Annotated in this window: 14 protein-coding genes and 1 tRNA gene; 2 read left to right on the top strand and 13 right to left on the bottom strand. The window is 70.2% G+C overall.

Features of this window, described 5'->3' with window-relative positions:
* Positions 1 to 119: 119 nt before the first annotated feature.
* From AC1RTC_RS02540 to dusB, 13 genes are all read right to left on the bottom strand, one after another.
* On the bottom strand, positions 120 to 785 hold the full coding sequence (locus AC1RTC_RS02540; protein WP_493153884.1) for a response regulator: 666 nt from the start codon (positions 783 to 785) through the stop codon (positions 120 to 122).
* Complete coding sequence (locus tag AC1RTC_RS02535) at positions 782 to 2,029, bottom strand: sensor histidine kinase (RefSeq protein ID WP_493153883.1); 1,248 nt, start codon at positions 2,027 to 2,029, stop codon at positions 782 to 784. Before AC1RTC_RS02535 ends, AC1RTC_RS02540 begins: the two co-directional genes overlap by 4 nt.
* Positions 2,030 to 2,219: 190 nt before the next feature.
* Positions 2,220 to 2,292, bottom strand: a tRNA-Asn gene (locus tag AC1RTC_RS02530).
* A gap of 52 nt (positions 2,293 to 2,344) precedes the next feature.
* Positions 2,345 to 3,334, bottom strand: a complete 990-nt coding sequence (locus AC1RTC_RS02525; RefSeq protein WP_493153882.1) for a lactonase family protein — start codon at positions 3,332 to 3,334, stop codon at positions 2,345 to 2,347.
* Positions 3,334 to 4,329, bottom strand: a complete 996-nt coding sequence (locus tag AC1RTC_RS02520) for an NAD(P)-dependent oxidoreductase (RefSeq protein WP_493153881.1) — start codon at positions 4,327 to 4,329, stop codon at positions 3,334 to 3,336. The genes AC1RTC_RS02525 and AC1RTC_RS02520 overlap by 1 nt, the downstream gene beginning before the upstream one ends.
* Positions 4,330 to 4,395: 66 nt before the next feature.
* Positions 4,396 to 5,229 (bottom strand): ATP-binding cassette domain-containing protein, encoded by an 834-nt coding sequence (locus AC1RTC_RS02515; protein ID WP_493153880.1) that lies wholly within the window; start codon positions 5,227 to 5,229, stop codon positions 4,396 to 4,398.
* Complete coding sequence (locus tag AC1RTC_RS02510; RefSeq protein WP_493153879.1) at positions 5,226 to 6,902, bottom strand: ABC transporter ATP-binding protein; 1,677 nt, start codon at positions 6,900 to 6,902, stop codon at positions 5,226 to 5,228. Before AC1RTC_RS02510 ends, AC1RTC_RS02515 begins: the two co-directional genes overlap by 4 nt.
* Complete coding sequence (locus AC1RTC_RS02505) at positions 6,899 to 7,918, bottom strand: ABC transporter permease (RefSeq protein WP_493153878.1); 1,020 nt, start codon at positions 7,916 to 7,918, stop codon at positions 6,899 to 6,901. The genes AC1RTC_RS02510 and AC1RTC_RS02505 overlap by 4 nt, the downstream gene beginning before the upstream one ends.
* Positions 7,919 to 7,920: 2 nt before the next feature.
* Positions 7,921 to 9,018: an ABC transporter permease gene (locus AC1RTC_RS02500; RefSeq protein ID WP_493153877.1), complete on the bottom strand. Its 1,098-nt coding sequence runs from the start codon at positions 9,016 to 9,018 to the stop codon at positions 7,921 to 7,923.
* Positions 9,019 to 9,113: 95 nt separating this feature from the next.
* The gene (locus AC1RTC_RS02495; RefSeq protein WP_493153876.1) at positions 9,114 to 10,733 is read right to left on the bottom strand and encodes an ABC transporter substrate-binding protein; all 1,620 of its coding nucleotides are present in this window, start codon (positions 10,731 to 10,733) and stop codon (positions 9,114 to 9,116) included.
* Between the two features lie 159 nt (positions 10,734 to 10,892).
* Positions 10,893 to 12,791, bottom strand: coding sequence for a DNA primase (dnaG, locus tag AC1RTC_RS02490; RefSeq protein ID WP_493153875.1), 1,899 nt, complete (start codon positions 12,789 to 12,791; stop codon positions 10,893 to 10,895).
* Positions 12,792 to 13,082: 291 nt separating this feature from the next.
* Positions 13,083 to 14,336 (bottom strand): deoxyguanosinetriphosphate triphosphohydrolase, encoded by a 1,254-nt coding sequence (locus tag AC1RTC_RS02485; protein ID WP_493153874.1) that lies wholly within the window; start codon positions 14,334 to 14,336, stop codon positions 13,083 to 13,085.
* Positions 14,326 to 15,480, bottom strand: coding sequence for a tRNA dihydrouridine synthase DusB (gene dusB / locus AC1RTC_RS02480; RefSeq protein WP_493153873.1), 1,155 nt, complete (start codon positions 15,478 to 15,480; stop codon positions 14,326 to 14,328). The genes AC1RTC_RS02485 and dusB overlap by 11 nt, the downstream gene beginning before the upstream one ends.
* On the opposite strand from dusB, the gene AC1RTC_RS02475 reads away from it, so the two are divergent.
* Both AC1RTC_RS02475 and AC1RTC_RS02470 read left to right on the top strand, forming a co-directional pair.
* Positions 15,481 to 15,954, top strand: coding sequence for an aminoacyl-tRNA deacylase (locus tag AC1RTC_RS02475; RefSeq protein ID WP_493153872.1), 474 nt, complete (start codon positions 15,481 to 15,483; stop codon positions 15,952 to 15,954).
* Positions 15,954 to 16,391 carry a hypothetical protein gene (locus AC1RTC_RS02470; protein ID WP_493153871.1) on the top strand — a complete coding sequence of 146 codons (438 nt, stop codon included), beginning with the start codon at positions 15,954 to 15,956 and terminating at the stop codon, positions 16,389 to 16,391. Before AC1RTC_RS02475 ends, AC1RTC_RS02470 begins: the two co-directional genes overlap by 1 nt.

Below are 16,391 nucleotides of genomic sequence, written 5' to 3'. Positions count from 1 at the left end.
GTGATATCCATTCCGTCAGGGCCCTGGTTGGGCCGATGACTCAACACTCGTCGAGTCGGGCGGAAAGGGAATCTGCCCTGCGGCGGCACCTGGGCTACTCCCCCGGGTGCACGTTCGCGCTACTCCGTACGCCCGGCGCGTACCAGCCCGGTCTCGTACGCGATCACGACGAGCTGCACCCGGTCGCGGGCGCCCAGCTTCGACATGATCCGCGAGACGTGGGTCTTCGCGGTGAGCGGGCTGAGGAACAGCGTCTTGCCGATCTCCTCGTTGGTGAGGCCCTGTCCGACGAGGGCGAGCACCTCCCGCTCGCGCTCCGTGATCACGCCCAGCTGGGTGGTGTCGGGCGCCTCACGGAGCTGCCCCGAGATGCGCTCGAGCAGGCGCCGCGTGACGCCGGGGCTGAGTAGGGCATCCCCGCCCGCGACGACGCGCACCGCGCGAATCAGCTCGACGGGCTCGGTGTCCTTCACGAGGAAGCCGCTCGCGCCGGCGCGGATAGCGCGTCCGACGTACTCGTCGAGCTCGAACGTCGTGACGATGACGATGTGGGTGTCTTTGAGCTCCGGCTTCTGCACGATCTGCTCGGTCGCCCAGAGGCCGTCGCCGTCGGGCATCCGGATGTCCATGAGCACCACGTCGGGGCGCGTCGCCGTGACGAGGGCGACAGCCTCGGCACCGGATCCGGCCTCGCCGACGATCTCGATGTCGGGCTCGGCCTCGAGCAGGCTGCGGAAGCCGCCGCGGATGAGCTGCTGGTCGTCGGCGATGGCTACTCGGATCATTCGTGCTCCTTGACGGGGATTCGTGCCGTGACCTGCAACCCGCCGAGCGGTGAGGGGCCGGTCGTGAGGGTGCCGCCGAGCAGCTCCGCGCGCTCGCGCATGCCGAGCAGGCCGCGGCCGCCCGTCGCCTCGTCGGAGAGGCCCCTGCCGTCGTCGTCCACGACCACGGTGTACTCGTGGGCATCGGCGGAGACCGAGACCGTCGCCCGGGTCGCCTTCGCGTGCCGCACCACGTTCGTGAGCGACTCCTGCACGATCCGGTAGACGGCGAGCTGCACAGCCTTCGGTGCGTCGGCCACGTCGCTGGCGAGCGTGACGTCCACGCCCTGCGAGGTGACGGAGGCCACGAGCCCCGGCAGCCGCGACAGGTCGGGTTCCGGGACCAGAGGAGCCGAGGGATCCTGCCCGCCCTCCGCCCGCAGCACGCCGAGAACGGAGCGGACCTCGTCGAGCGCCGTCTTGCTCGTCTCCTTGATGCTCGCGAGGGCCTCGGCGGCCTTCTCGGGCTGCTTGTCCATGAGGTGCAGGCCCACGCCCGCCTGCACGTTGATCTGGCTCAGGGAGTGCGCGAGCACGTCGTGCAGCTCGCGCGCGATGCGCACGCGCTCGGCCTGCACCTCGCTCTGCTTGCGCTGCGCCACGATGCGGCGGAACTCCTCGTAGTTCTCGCGGCGGGTGCGCATGGCCTCGCCGATACCGAAGGTGATGAGGATGCCCAGCGTGGTGATCGCGATGCGCGCCGGCTGCCAGTTGAGGCCCAGCAGGATACCGACCGTCACGGTTCCGACCCAGGCGGTGCCGACCGCGATCCAGGCCCAGAGCCGGGCGCCGCCTCTGATCGAGAGGATGATCGCGAACGCGAGCGCGACGAAGGGCGGGCCGCCGTTCTGGTTCGCGAGGAAGAAGTCCGCGCAGGCCGCGGCCGCGACGAAGGCGACGACCGGGCCGGGGAAGCGGCGGCGGAACAGCAGCGCGAGCGGACCGAGAAGCGCGAGGAGCACCGACAGCCAGCCGAGCTCGCTCGGCGAGCGGACGGCCCAGAACGCTGCAGCCGGAACCTGCAGCAGCAGCGACACGATGAACGGGATGACGAGACGCGCCGTGCTGGACATGCGGAACGGGCGCGGCTGCCGGAGGGCGAGCTCCTCCGCGAACTCGCGGAACTCCAGCCGGTCGGCGTCGCGCCACTTGCCGTGCCAGCGGTCGTGGCTCCAGCGCGGTGGGAGCTCGCGGCCGGGATGCATGTCTCGATCGTAGTTCCGGGGGCGGCCGCGGTCGTCGGCTGGGCGGTGTGACGCAGCTACTCCCGTGGGAGTACGGAGCGGAGCGCCGGTTTCGATACGCGCGCCAGAGCGCGCTACTCAACCCGCCGGGCAAACAAATAGGCCCAGGCCGTGGAGGGCCTGGGCCTAACTTGTCAGAAATGAATCTGTGCTCCCCGACTTGGACTCGAACCAAGAACCTACGCATTAACAGTGCGTTGCTCTGCCAATTGAGCTATCGAGGATTGCGATTGAGCTTGTCTACATTACCAAACGTTCGGCCTGCGCCAAACCGGCTCACGCACGCGCGAGCAGGTAGTTCGGCGAGGGCACCGCGGTGGGCGCCGCGATGAGGCTCGGCATGCCGTCGGAGCCCAGCCGGAAGCTCGCGATCGAGTTGGAGACCTGGTTCGCGACGTGCAGCACGTCCCCGTCGACGGCGTGGCCGCGGGGCCACTCCCCCTCGCTGGAGACCCAGCCCACCGGCTCGAGCTCCGCGCCGTCGTCACTCGCGCGCAGCACGGCGACCCGGTGGCTGCCGCGCAGCCCGGTGTAGATATAGCGCCCGCCCGCGCCGATGCTGATGCCGGCGCCGTCGTCGCCGTTCTCGAGCGCGCCGGGCACGCTCGCCGACGAGACGACCTCGAGCTCCGCGCCCGTCCAGCGCAGCACAGTGAGTGTATTGCCCAGCTCCCCGAGCACGTAGAGCAGTCCCGACGGATGCCGCACGATGTCCCGGGGCCCGGTTCCGGGCGGAAGAGCGAGGGATGCCGCGACAGCCAGCCCCGGCCGGTGCACATTCACGCGGTCGGCCCCGAGATCGAGGCTGAGGAGCGTGTCGTCGTCGACGGCGAACACCGCGTGCACGTGCGGCCCCTGCTGGCGCTGGTCCGGCCCCGAGCCCTCGCCCTGCTCAGTCTCGAGCAGCCCGGTCACCGCGCCGCTGCCGTCCACGCCCACGAGCGCGACCGAGCCGTCGAAGTAGTTGGCCACGGCGATGCCGCCCGCGACGAACTCGAGGTTGCACGGCCAGGTGCCGCCGGAGGCCGCGGACCCGTCGCGCACGAGGCCGTGCTCCCCGCTGCGGCGGAACGACTCAACGGTCCCGGCGCCCTCGGCGACCGCGTAGACGTGGTCTCCGCGCTGCACGAGGTACGACGGCGACGGCGTCTCGACCGCAGTTCCGACGAGCTCGAGCGTGCCGGCATCCGTGGTGCGCATCGAGAGGATGCCCGACAGCGTGCCCGACATGTCCTCGCCGTAGCCGCCGACCCAGAAGTCGGACATCAGTACCCCGACTCGGGGTCGACCCGGCCCACGAAGCCGCCACCGCCGACGAGCGCGGCGACATTCGCCCTGATGCGCTCGGCGAGGAGGGGCTCGGTCATCTCGGGGGTGTCTGCGGAGTGCGAGGTGATCACGATGCGCGGCGCGGTCCAGAGGGGATGCCCGTCCGGCAGCGGCTCCGGCGTTGTGACGTCGAGCCCGGCACCCGCGAGGTGGCCGCTCTCGAGGGCGGCGACGAGCGCCTCCTGGTCGACGAGCGATCCCCGGGCGATGTTGATGAGCGCGGCCGACGGCTTCAGAAGCGCGAGCTGCTCGGCGCCGATGAGGTGGGCCGTCTCGGCGGTGGCCGCCGCGGCGAGGATGAGCACGTCGGCATCCGGGAGCACCTCGCCCAACTGCGACACGGGCACGGTGCGATCGGCGCCGGGCAGGGGGTCGCTTCCGCGCCGCACGATCGTCACGTCGACCTCCCACGGCGCGAGCAGGCGGAGCAGCTCGACGGCGATGCCGCCCGCCCCGACGATCACGACGCGGCGGCCGTAGAGGGAGATGCCGGTCTTCGGGTCTGCCCAGCTCGTCCCGCGGGACTTCTCCGGCAGACCCCGGAGCACGGCGAGCGCGAGGGCGAGGGCGTGCTCGGCGACGGGCTCGGCGAACGACCCCTTCGCGCTCGTCCACACCGGCAGCGGCGTGCTCCCCTGCGCGGCGAAGATCTGCGCGAACGCCTCGATGCCCGCGAGGGGAAGCTGCACCCACTCGATTGCGGGATGCTCGGCCAGCACGGCGGCGAGCGCGGGGCCGTCCGGGGTGAGCCAGACGAGGCCGCGCGTCGCGCCGGAGAGCGGCTCGACGACTCCCCCGCCGGCGACAACGGCCGCCTCGAACGCCGGGTGGGCGAAGGGCAGAACGGCGACGGGACCGGCTGTCGGGCGGGGGCTGTCGAGGGGCACGGGCGCGAGCGGATCCCGGTGCTCGCCCGGGTGTCGTGTCGTCATGGCGGGGGCGTTTCCTCTTCGTCGGGGCGGGCTCGCCAAACATCATACCTGTGCGGGCGGGCGGCCTCAGGACTGGTCGACGAGCTCGCCCCTGCGGTTGAGGTGGTCGAGCGAGCGGGCGAGATCGCGCACGTACGGGTGGCGCGGGTCGGCGAGAACCTTCTCCAGATCGCCGATGCCGACGAAGACGCCGCGGTGCATGATCGCGACGCGGTTGCTGATCCGGCGCACCTCGCTGAGGTCCGCGGTCACGACGAGGGCGGAGAAGCCGCGCTCGCGCTGCAGAGACACGATGATGTCGAGGATCGCCGCGCGCACTGTCACGTCGATGCCGGCCGTCGGGTCGTCCGCGACGAGCACCTTCGGCTCGAGGATCATCGCGCGCGCGATCGCGACCCGCTGGCGCTGGCCCTTGCTGAGCTCGTGGGGGTACTTGTTCATCGTCGAGAGCGGAAGGCGCACGGCGTCGATGAGGGTCGCGACAGCTTCGCCCGCCTCGTCCTGGTCGAAGTGGCGGTCGCGGGAGAAGATCGGCTCGGCCACGTTCTCGCCGATCGTGAGGCGCGGCTCGAGGAAGTCCCCGGCCTCCTGGCGCAGGTAGCCCACGTACAGTCCGAGCCGGTCGCGCTTGCGGGCACTCACCCCGCGCAGCTGCGTGCCGATGACCTCGAGGCTGCCGCCGGTGATCTTCGGCGAGTCGGCATCCACGAGGTCCGCCTGCAGCGCCACCGCCTTGGCGAGGCTGCTCTTGCCCGACCCGGTCTCGCCCACGACGGCGAGCACCTCGCCGGGCGCGATGTCGAAGCTCAGCCCGTTGACCGCGATCGAGCGGGTCTGCGGGTTCGACGAGGGGTACAGCAGGGAGAGGTCGCGCGCGCGGACCGCGACGTCGTCGGTCATTCGCTGGCCCTGAGGGCGCGGAGCTGCTCGCGGCGCACGGCCTGCTCGGCCGGATCGGGCACGGGCAGGGAGGCCAGGAGCCGCTGGGTGTAGGGATGCTGCGGCGCGCCCAGCACCTGCTCCCCCGTTCCCTCCTCCACGAGCCTGCCGTGGTACAGCACCGCGATGCGATCGGACAGCATGTCGACGACAGCCAGGTCGTGGCTGATGAACAGGGCGGCGAAGCCGAACTCCTTCTGCAGCTCCGCGAAGAGCTCCAGCACGCGCGCCTGCACCGAGACGTCCAGGGCGCTGGTCGGCTCGTCAGCGATCAGCAGGCTCGGCTCGAGGGCGAGCGAGCGCGCGAGGCTCGCGCGCTGGCGCTGGCCGCCGCTGAGCTCGTGGGGGTAGCGGTCGCCGAACCCTCGCGGCAGTTGCACGGCCTCGAGCAGCTCGTTGACACGAGGGCGGGCGGCGCGGGCATCCCGGGCCTTGCCGTGCACGATGAGCGGCTCGGCCACGCATTCCGCGATGGTGAGGAGCGGGTTGAAGCTCGACGCCGGGTCTTGGAAGACGAAGCCGATGTCGCTGCGGACCGGCTTGAAGGTGCGCTCGCGAATGCCGAGCATCTCGTGCCCGAGCACCTGCAGCGAGCCGCCGGTGATCTTCGTCAGGCCTCCGATGGCACGGCCGATCGTGGTCTTGCCCGATCCGCTCTCGCCGACCAGGCCGAGGACCTCGCCGGGCGAGATGGTGAAGCTCACGCCGTCCACCGCGCGGAAGCCGCCGCGGCCGAGACGGCCCGCGTACTCGATCACGAGGTTCTCGGCGACGACGACGGGCTCGGCAGTGTTGACGGTGCCCGACGCGATGCGCTCGTCGATGCGGGCCTTCGCGCGCGCACCGCCCGTGCCGATGCGGGGCACGGCGGCGAGGAGCCTCTGCGTGTACGGGTGCTCAGGGGAGGCGAACAGCTTCGCGACTGGCGCCTCCTCCACGAGCTTGCCCTCGAACATCACCGCGACCCGGTCGGCCAGGTCGGCGACGATGCCCATGTTGTGGGTGATGAGGATGATCGCCGCACCGAACTCGTCGCGGCAGCGGCGGAGCAGGTCGAGGATCTCCGCCTGCACTGTCACGTCGAGTGCGGTAGTCGGCTCGTCCGCGATGATCAGCTCGGGCTCGAGCACCAGCGCCATGGCGATCACCACGCGCTGCTTCTGCCCGCCCGAGAACTGGTGCGGGTAGTAGTCGATGCGCTTCTCGGGCTCCGGGATGCCGACGCGGCTGAGCATGTCGATGGCCTTGGCTCGGGCATCCTTCTTGGAGATGCCCTTGTGCGCGCGGAGGCCCTCCATGATCTGCCAGCCCACGGTGAAGACGGGGTTGAGAGCGAGCGACGGCTCCTGGAATACCATTGCCGCGTCCGTGCCGCGGATCTCCCGCAGCTTCTGACCCGTGAGCCCCACGACCTCGCGGCCGTTGAGCAGGATCGCGCCCGTCGTGGTCGCGGTCTCGGGCAGCAGGCCGATGATCGACTTGGCGGTGACGGACTTGCCGCTGCCGCTCTCGCCGACGATGGCGAGCACCTCGCCGGAGTCGACAGTCAGGCTCACGCCGTCGACCGCCGCGACGGAGCCGCCGTCGGTGGCGAACCGGACGTCGAGGTTCGTGATGTCCACAACGCGGGTCACTGTACGGCCTCCTGTGCCTGGTCGCTGCCGTCGAGCACGGCGGATGTCGCGGCCGTCGGCCCGGGGACCGCGCTAGCCTTCCGCCGGGTGCGCAGGCGCGGGTCGGCGAGGTCGTTGAGGCTCTCGCCGACGAGGGTGATGCCGAGGACCACGAGCACGATCGCCGAGCCGGGGAACACGGAGGTCCACCAGATGCCGCTCGTGACATCCGAGATCGAGCGGTTGAGGTCGTAGCCCCACTCCGCCGCGGCCGTCGGCTGGATGCCGAAGCCGAGGAACCCGAGGCCCGCGAGCGTCAGGATCGCCTCGGAGCTGTTCAGCGTGAAGAGCAGCGGGAGCGTGCGGGTCGCGTTGCGCAGCACGTGGCGGAACATGATGCGGCCGGTGCTCGACCCGATGACCTTGGCCGACTCGACGTAGGCCTCCGACTTGATGCGCGTCGTCTCGGCTCGGATCACCCGGAAGTACTGCGGGATGTAGACGACCGTGATCGAGAGCGCGGCCGCGAAGATGCCGCCCCACAGGCTCGACTGCCCGCCCGAGATCGCGATGGCCGCGACGATGGCGAGCAGCAGAGTCGGGAACGCGAACACCGCGTCGGCGATCACCACGAGCACGCGGTCGACCCAGCCGCCGATGTAGCCGGAGACGAGGCCGAGGATCACGCCCGCGAAGATCGACAGGATGACCGCGACGATGATTACCGCGAGGGCGGTCTGGCTGCCCCAGATCACGCGCGAGAGCACGTCGTAGCCGCCGACGGTGGTGCCGAGGATGTGCGCGCCGCCCGGGGGCACCTGCGCGCCGAACGGTGTGCCGTCGGGGTTCTTGAGCTGGGCGAAGCCGTACGGGGCCAGGAGCGGCGCGAAGATCGCGGTGAGCAGGAAGATGCCCGTGATCACGAGGCCGACGATGAGCATGCCGCGCTGCAGGCCGACGCTCTGGCGAAGCTGGTGCACGACGGGGAGGCGCTGCCAGAGGCGCACGCGCCGACGGGGCTCGGTGGGGCTCGTCATGATCAGTACCTCACCCTCGGGTCGATGAGCGCGGCTATGACATCCACGATGAAGTTGCTCAGGGCCACGATCACGGCGAGGAGGGCCACGATGCCCTGCACCGCCACGAAGTCGCGGGCGGTGAGGTACTCCGCGAGCTTGAAGCCGAGGCCCTTCCACTCGAACGTGGTCTCGGTCAGTACGGCGCCGCCGAGGAGGACGGCGATCTGGAGGCCGATGACCGTGATGATCGGGACGAGGGCCGGCTTGTACGCGTGGCGCCGCACGAGGCGGTACTCGCTCACGCCGCGCGAGCGGGCGGCGTCGACGTAGTCCATCGAGAGGGTGCCGATGACGTTGGTGCGCACCAGGCGCAGGAAGACGCCGGCGGTGAGGAGTCCGAGGGCCAGCCCCGGGAGCACGGCGTGCTGGAGGACGTCGCCGATCGCCGCGGGCGTTCCGAGCTGCAGCGCGTCGATCAGGTAGATGCCCGTGCGCCGGTCGCCCAGCTTCGACATGTTGAGCTCGGTGCGGGTGCTCGCGCGGCCGGCCACGGGCAGGACCTTGAGCCAGACCGAGAAGACGAGCTTGAGCAGGAGCCCGGCGAAGAAGACGGGAGTCGCGTAGCAGAGGATCGCAAAGACCCGGAGCACGGCGTCCGGCCACTTGTCGCGCAGGTAGGCGGCGAGCATGCCGAGCGGGATGCCCACGATGAAGGCCACGATGAGCGCGTAGAACACCAGCTCGAGGGTGGCGCCGCCGTAGGTGACGAGCAGCTGGAGCACGGGGCGCCCGTCGCTGATCGCGGTACCGAAGTTGCCGGTGAATACCTGGCCGATGTACTCGAAGTACTGCACGAAGATGGATCGGTCGTAGCCCGCCGAGTGTATGCGCTCGGCGAGCTGCTCGGCCGTGAGGCGCCCACCGAGAGAGGCCGTGATCGGATCGCCGATCGACCGCATGAGGACGAAGACCATGGTGACGAGGATGAAGATCGTCGGGAAGATCAGGAGGAACCTGACGATGATGAAGCGCAGCAGTCCGCCGCCTCCGCCACGGGGGCGCCGGGCGGCGGGCACGGGCCCGACGGGGTCGAGCACTGCGGGGGCGGTTGTCGTCATTGGTACCAATCGTGCGTGTGCAGAAAGAGAGAAGGGGCGACCCGCACTGGTGCGGGTCGCCCCTCTGCGCTAGAGAAGACTCTAGCCGCGGATCGTTAGCCCTTGACGAGGCTTCCGTAGCGGAACTTGAACGAGCCGTCGAGAACGGCGCCGGTCACGTCCTTGCCGGTGACAGCGATCTGCGCGCCCTGGAGCAGCGGCACGGTCGACAGGTCAGCGGCAACCTTGGCCTGGATCTCCTCGATGTCGGACTGGCGCGTGGCCGGGTCCTGCTCGACGGCCTGGTCCAGGATCAGCTGGTTGACTTCCTGGTTGTCGTAGTGGTTCGCCAGGAAGTTGTCCGTGGTGAAGAACGGCGTCAGGTAGTTGTCAGCGTCGGAGTAGTCCGGGAACCAGCCGAGCTGGTACGCCGGGTACAGGTCCGCCGTGCGGTCCTTCGAGTAGGTGACCCACTCGGTGGACTGCAGGTTGACCGTGAACAGGCCGGTTGCCTCGAGCTGGCTCTTCACGAGTGCGTACTCGTCGCCCGACGACTCACCGTAGTGGTCCGGGTTGTACTGCAGGTTGAGCGCGACCGGGGTCGCGACGCCGGCATCGGCGAGGGCCTTGGCAGCCTTGTCGGCGTCAGGGCCGCCTTCGCCGTCGCCGTAGAGGTCCTTGAGGACCTGGGTGGCGCCGGTGAGGCCGTCCGGAACGTAGGAGTACAGCGGCAGGTAGGTGCCCTTGTAGACCTGGTCCGAGATCTCCTGGCGGTCGACGAGGTCGGCGACGGCCTGGCGGACGGCAAGAGCCTTGGCCGGGTCGGCCTCAGCGGTCGTCGCGCCGAAGGGCTGCGTGTTGAAGTTGAACACGATGTAGCGGATCTCTCCACCGGGGCCGACGACGACGTTCACCGCGTCGTTGCCCTGCAGGTCGGCGACGTCAGTCGCGGACAGGCTGCGGTGTGCGACGTCGATGTTGCCTTCCTGCACGTCGAGCTTGAGGTTCGACGCGTCCGTGTAGTACTTCAGGTCGATGTTCTTGGTCTTCGCCGCGCCCAGGACACCCTGGTAGTCGGGGTTGGCCTCGAACGAGATCAGGTTGTTGAAGTCGTAGCTCTTGATCACGTACTGGCCGGCGAAGGCGTTGCCGTCGACGATGTCCTTGTCCGGCGTGACGGAGTCGGCCGAGAAGACCTCCTCGTCGACGATCGGAGCGGCGGGGCTCGACAGGATCTGCGCGAACGTCTGGTCGTTGCCGTTCTTGAGGTGGAAGACGACGGTGGTGTCATCCACAGCCTCGACGCTCTCGATGTTGCCGAGGAGGACGGACGGGCCGTTCTCGTCGGCGATCGTGACCTGGCGGTCGAACGAGAACTTCACGTCGGAGGAGGTGAGGTCGTGGCCGTTGGCGAACTTCAGGCCGTCCTTGAGGACGACCGTGTACTCGGTCGGGCTCGTGTACTCGGCGGAGACCGCGATGTCGGGCTCGACATCCGAGGTGCCCTGCTTGGAGTTCAGGAGGAACGGGTACACCTGGTTCATGACGGCGAAGGAGCCGTTGTCGTACGAGCCGGCCGGGTCGATGAAGGTGACCTTGTCGGTGGTGCCGACGATGAGCGAGTCGCTCGAGCCGCCGGTGTCGCCGCCCGTCGCGGCGCAGCCGGCGAGAGCGAGTGCGAACACTGCCGTGCCGGCGAACGCGCCGAGAACGCGCTTCTTGGATGCGGATGTCATATCCGTCTACCTCTTCCTAATTGATGGCAAGGAACGCGACGGCGCGCCAAAGTGGCGCGCCGTGCGTTGCTGTGAATCAGTCCTAACACAGATAGACAGACCGGTTGCCATTGCGAGACGGATGTTTACGCGAAAGCAACATTTCGTCGCACAATGGCGTTATTCGTCGCGCAGGGCCCGTCGTTCGGTCTCAATTCGCACCAGGTCGCGCTGCACGGCGGAGAACCGCTCGGCGTCAGCGGTGGCATCCAGCCGCTGCATCGCACCCATCAGCTCGACCTTCTCGCGCAGCAAATCGCGGTCGATGAAGTCGGTGACGATGCTGCGGCAGTAGCCCGGCATCTTGTCCTCGCGGGCCGGGATGGGCGCCACGGTCAGCTCGTTCACGAGCTTGCCGAAACGTTGCGGAACCTCCGCGGTCACGCGCGCCGCCCAGTCCGGTGCGGCGGCCATCGCGAGGTTCACCGCTATCGCGTCGCGCACGACACCGAGGTCGCCGTCGGTGAAGCCGATGCGCACCGCCTTGGCCAGGAGCCTCTCCCCGACATAGTCCGGGTGCTGCAGGATCGCCATGAGCACGTCGCGCTCGGTGCGCGTCGCCGTGTCGGTGCGCAGGCGCGTGATAGAGGGCTCGTCCTCCGCGACGGGCGCCGCCACGGAGGGCTCGCGCTCAGGCTGGCCCTGCGCGGTCGAGGGCCGCTGGGGGGCCGAGTACCGCTGGTTGGCCGAGCCGCCCGAGGCGCGCACCGCCCGCTGCACCTCGGTCGGGTCCATCCCGAGCCAGCCCGCGAGGTTGCGCACGTACCCGATGCTGAGTGCCTGATCCCGGATGCCCGCCACCACCGGCGCCGCCGCGCGCAGTGCCGCGACCCGCCCCTCGACGGTCTCGAGGTCGTGCGCCGCCAGCTGCCGGCGGATCATGAACTCGAACATGGGCTTGCGGCTCTTGATGAGGCGCTGCACGGCGCCGTCGCCCTGCGCGAGGCGGAGGTCGCACGGGTCGAGCCCGTCCGGCGCGACCGCGACGAACGTCTGCGCGGCGAAGCGCTGCTCCTCCGCGAAGGCGCGACTCGCGGCCTTCTGGCCGGCCTCGTCGGGGTCGAACGTGAAGATTACCTCGCCCGTGCCCGTCGTGTCGGCGTTGTCGACGTCGCCGATCACCCGGCGCACGATCTTGATGTGGTCGACGCCGAAGGCGGTGCCGCAGGTGGCGACCGCTGTCGTGATGCCCGCGAGGTGGCACGCCATCACGTCGGTGTAGCCCTCGACGACCACGACCTGGCGGCCGCGGGCGATGTCGCGCTTCGCGAGGTCGAGCCCGTAGAGCACCTGGCTCTTGTGGTAGACCGGCGTCTCGGGGGTGTTGAGGTACTTCGGCCCGTTGTCGTCGTCGAGCAGCTTGCGGGCGCCGAAGCCGAGGGTTGCGCCCGTGACATCCCGGATCGGCCAGACCAAGCGGCCCCGGAACCGGTCGTAGACGTCGCCGCGGTCGCCGCGACCGAGGAGCCCGGCGGTCACGAGCTCCTCCTCGGTGTAGCCGAGGGACTTGAGATGGGTGCGCAGCGCACTGCCGCGCGGGGCGAATCCGACCCCGAAGCGCTGGGCGGCCGAGGCGTCGAAGCCGCGGCTGCCGAGGAAGGCCCGCGCCGGCTCGGCGTCCGGGGTCGTGAGCTGCGAGGCGTAGAACTCCGCGGCGGACTCATTGGCGGCGAGGATGCGCGCGCGGTTGCCGTGGTCGGTGGCCGCCGCTCCGTCCTCGTAGTGCAGCTCGTACCCGATGCGCGCGGCCATCCGCTCGACGGCCTCGGAGAAGCTCACGTGGTCCATCTTCTGCAGGAAGGTGAAGACGTCGCCGCCCTCCCCGCAGCCGAAGCAGTGGTAGAAGCCGACCTGCGGCCGCACGTGGAAGCTCGGGCTGCGCTCCTCGTGGAACGGGCACAGGCCCTTCATCGAGCCGACGCCTGCGTTCTTGAGGCTCACGTAGTCGCCGACGATGTCAGCGAGGTTCGTGCGCGACCGGACCTCGTCGATATCGCTTCGTCGGATCAGGCCTGCCACGCTGTGATTCTACGTTCAGCCGGCGTCAGACATTCCCACGGGGGCAGCCCACGAGCCGCCGGGCGAGGCCGTCGCTGACCGGTCGCTGAGGCTCCGGCAGAGCCGCGGCCTCCGCTGCTCCTCGCGTTACGGAGGACGGCGCGCCGCAACAGGTGCGCCGACGGCAGCGCCAACGGCGTGTCATCCTCCGCAACGACGGGGCGGACGGGGCGGGTGAGCGGGAAGGGACGGGTGCGGGAAGGGACGGGAGCGGGACGGGACGGGGACGACGGGGCGGCGGGCGGCGGCCGGTCAGCCGACCAACCGCTGGTGCCAGGCCGTCGCCGACTGGTCGGTGAGCGACGCGACCTGGTCGACCACGGCGCGCTTGCGCTGCTCGTCGGAGGTCGCGGCGTTCCAGTCGGCGGTGAATCCCGCGTCGAGGTTCGTCGGGGCGGACCACAGCAGCACGTCGGCGAGCTCGGTCAGGATGTCGCGCTGGTGCGCGTAGATCGGCTGGCGGGAGTTCGTCGACATCACGAAGGCCGCTACGATGCCCTTGAGCACGGCGATCTCGGCCTGGATCTCGCGCGGCACCTCGAGGTCGGCCCCGAAGCGCGCGAGCGGCCCCGAGTGGGCCTCCCGCGTCGCCTGGACGGCCGCCCCGGCGAAGCGCCCGATGAGCTGGCTGGTGAGGTTCTTCAGCCGGCCGTGCGCCTCGCGGCTGCCGTCCCAGCGGTCGAGCCACTGGTCGAGGTTGTCGAGGCGGTCGAAGGCGGCGATCAGTTCGTCGTGGTCGACCTCCCCGCCGATCCAGGTGAACATCGAGTTCACGAGGTCGTCGTGGTCGACGCGGGCACCGAGCGCCGTGACATCCACGTAGCCGTTCACGATCGCGTCCTCGAAGTCGTGCACCGAGTAGCCGATGTCGTCGGAGAGGTCCATCACCTGCGCCTCGATGCAGCGCGTGCGGTCGGGCGCTCCCGCGCGCAGCCATTCGAACGCGGCGGTGTCGTCGTCGTAGAAGCCGTACTTGCTGCGGCCGCTCGGGTCCGGGATGCCCTGCGCGCTCGGCCACGGATACTTGCAGCTTGCATCCAACGAGGCCCGGGTGAGGTTGAGGCCGTAGCTGCGGCCGTCGGACCCGAACACCTTCGGCTCGATGCGGGTCAGCAGGCGCAGGGTCTGCGCGTTGCCCTCGAACCCGCCGATGTCCCGCGCCCAGTCGTTGAGGGCGCGCTCCCCGTTGTGCCCGAACGGCGGGTGGCCCAGGTCGTGGGCGAGGCACGCGGTGTCGACCACGTCCGGGTCGAGGCCGAGGCTGTCGGCGAGCTCGCGGCCCACCTGCGCGACCTCGAGGGAGTGGGTGAGCCGGTTGCGGGAGAAGTCGGAGCCGCTCGTGGGGCTCAGCACCTGCGTCTTCGCGGCGAGCCGGCGCAGGGCGCTGGAGTGCAGCACCCGCGCCCGGTCGCGAGCGAAGTCGCTGCGGCGGCTCGAATGTTCCTCCGGGAACCAGCGCTCGGCGTCGAACTCTGAGTAGCTCCTCGGCACCGCACTAGCCGCCACTGGTGCTCAGCTCCGCCTCGTTCAGTTCGTTCCGGTGGGTCTCCTGCAGCTCGCGGCTGTCCAGCCAGCCCTGCGGCAGCGACGGGCTCTTCGGGGTGCCGGCGCGGCCGCGCTGGCCCTCGGCGTCGGCGCCAGGGTACGGCTGCTCCCAGTCGAGCTGGGCGAGCAGCTCGTCGAGCTGGGCGAGGTCGCGGACGGTGGCGAGGGATGCCCGCAACTCCCCGCCCACGGCGTAGCCCTTGAAGTACCAGGCCACGTGCTTGCGGATGTCGCGGCAGGCCCTGTCCTCCTCCTCGAAGAACTCGGTGAGCAGCTCGGCGTGCCGCTTGAACGCCCGCGCGACCTCGCCGAGCGTCGGCTCCGCCTTGAGCGCCTCGCCCCGGAAGGCCGCGGCAAGGTCGCCGAAGAGCCAGGGGCGGCCGAGGCATCCCCGGCCCACCACGACGCCGTCGCACCCGGTCTCGTTGACCATGCGCAGCGCGTCCTCGGCGCTCCAGATGTCGCCGTTGCCGAGGATCGGGGTGTCGGTGATGGTGCTCTTGAGCTTCTCGATGGCCGACCAGTCGGCGGTGCCGGAGTAGAACTCGGCGGCGGTGCGGGCATGGAGCGCGATGCTCGCGACGCCGGCCCCCTGCGCGGCCTTGGCGGCCTCGAGGTACGTCAGATGGTCGGAGTCGATGCCCTTGCGCATCTTCACGGTGAGCGGCACGGCCCCGGCGGCCTTCACCGCGCCCTCAACGATGTCGCGGAACAGGTCGCGCTTCCAGGGGAGCGCCGCTCCCCCGCCCTTGCGCGTCACCTTGGGCACCGGGCATCCGAAGTTCAGGTCGATGTGGTCCGCGCGGTCCTCGGCGACGAGCATGGTGACCGCCTCGGCGACGGTCTTCGGGTCGACGCCGTAGAGCTGGATGCTGCGGGTCGTCTCCGACTCGTGGTGCCGGATCAGCCGCATGCTCTCCGGAGTGCGCTCCACGAGGGCGCGGCTCGTGATCATCTCGGACACGTAGAGGCCGGCGCCGTACTCGCGGCACAGCCGCCGGAACGCCGTGTTCGTGATCCCCGCCATGGGCGCGAGCACCACGGGGACATCGAGCGCGAGCGGCCCGATGTTCAGCGTCGGCGCCGGAGCGGCAAGAATGGACATATGTCAATTGTCCCATCCCCGGGCACCGAGCGTGTTCGCACGGATGCCGCGGCACGAGGAATCCCGGTCGAGATCGTCGAGCGCCCGAAGGCGGAGTCGCTCGAGCAGGCCGCCGAGCTGCTCGGCATCTCCCCCTCCGCGATCGTGAAGAGCCTCGTGGTGAAGCGGCACGACGGCACGTTCCTCTTCGCCCTCGTCCCCGGCGATCGGCAGATCTCGTGGGCGAAGCTGCGCGCGGTCGTCGGAGTGAACAAGCTGCAGCTGCCCTCGCAGGAGATCGCCCTCGAGGCTACCGGCTACGAGCGCGGCACGATCACACCGCTCGGGTCGACCACCGCCTGGCCGGTGTTCGTCGACTCGCGCGTGAGCGGCCGCATCGCCCTCGGCGCCGGCGACCACGGCTATAGCGCGTGGGTGCAGACCGATGACCTCGTCCGCGGCCTCGACGCCTCCATCGCGGACATCAGCGACTGATGGCGCTCGACGAGAACCCGTGGGTGTTCCGGTTCGAGGGCAAGCTGTGGGTGAGCGAGACTCCGCGCGAACGGGCTCTCGCCGAGCTCCGGGCCCAGAGGGCGTGGGACGCGCAGAACGCGAGGCTGCAGCGGTGGTGGGTGGCGATCGCCATCGGCGCGGCGGTCGGGATCGTGCTCACCCTCGCGCTGGGCACTGCCACGGGCATCCCGCCGGCGCTGTACCTGTTCGCGCTGCCGGTGGGCTTCGGCATCGGCGCCGTGCTCGGCGCGCTCGTGAACCGGCGGATCAACCCCGAGTCGCAGCACCCGTCGCTGTCGGAGCGGCCCACGGTGCCGTTCCTGGTGCGGGTGCCGCCGCGTGTGGCGTCCAAAGCGCCCGCGGACGCCTCGGCCCGCGACCTCATGGAGTGGTCGCGGCGGGGGTACGTCGGCTAG

The sequence above is a fragment of the Rhodoglobus sp. GW821-FHT12B09 genome (genome assembly GCF_058809925.1).
This window is presented reverse-complemented; position numbering and strand designations above follow the sequence as displayed.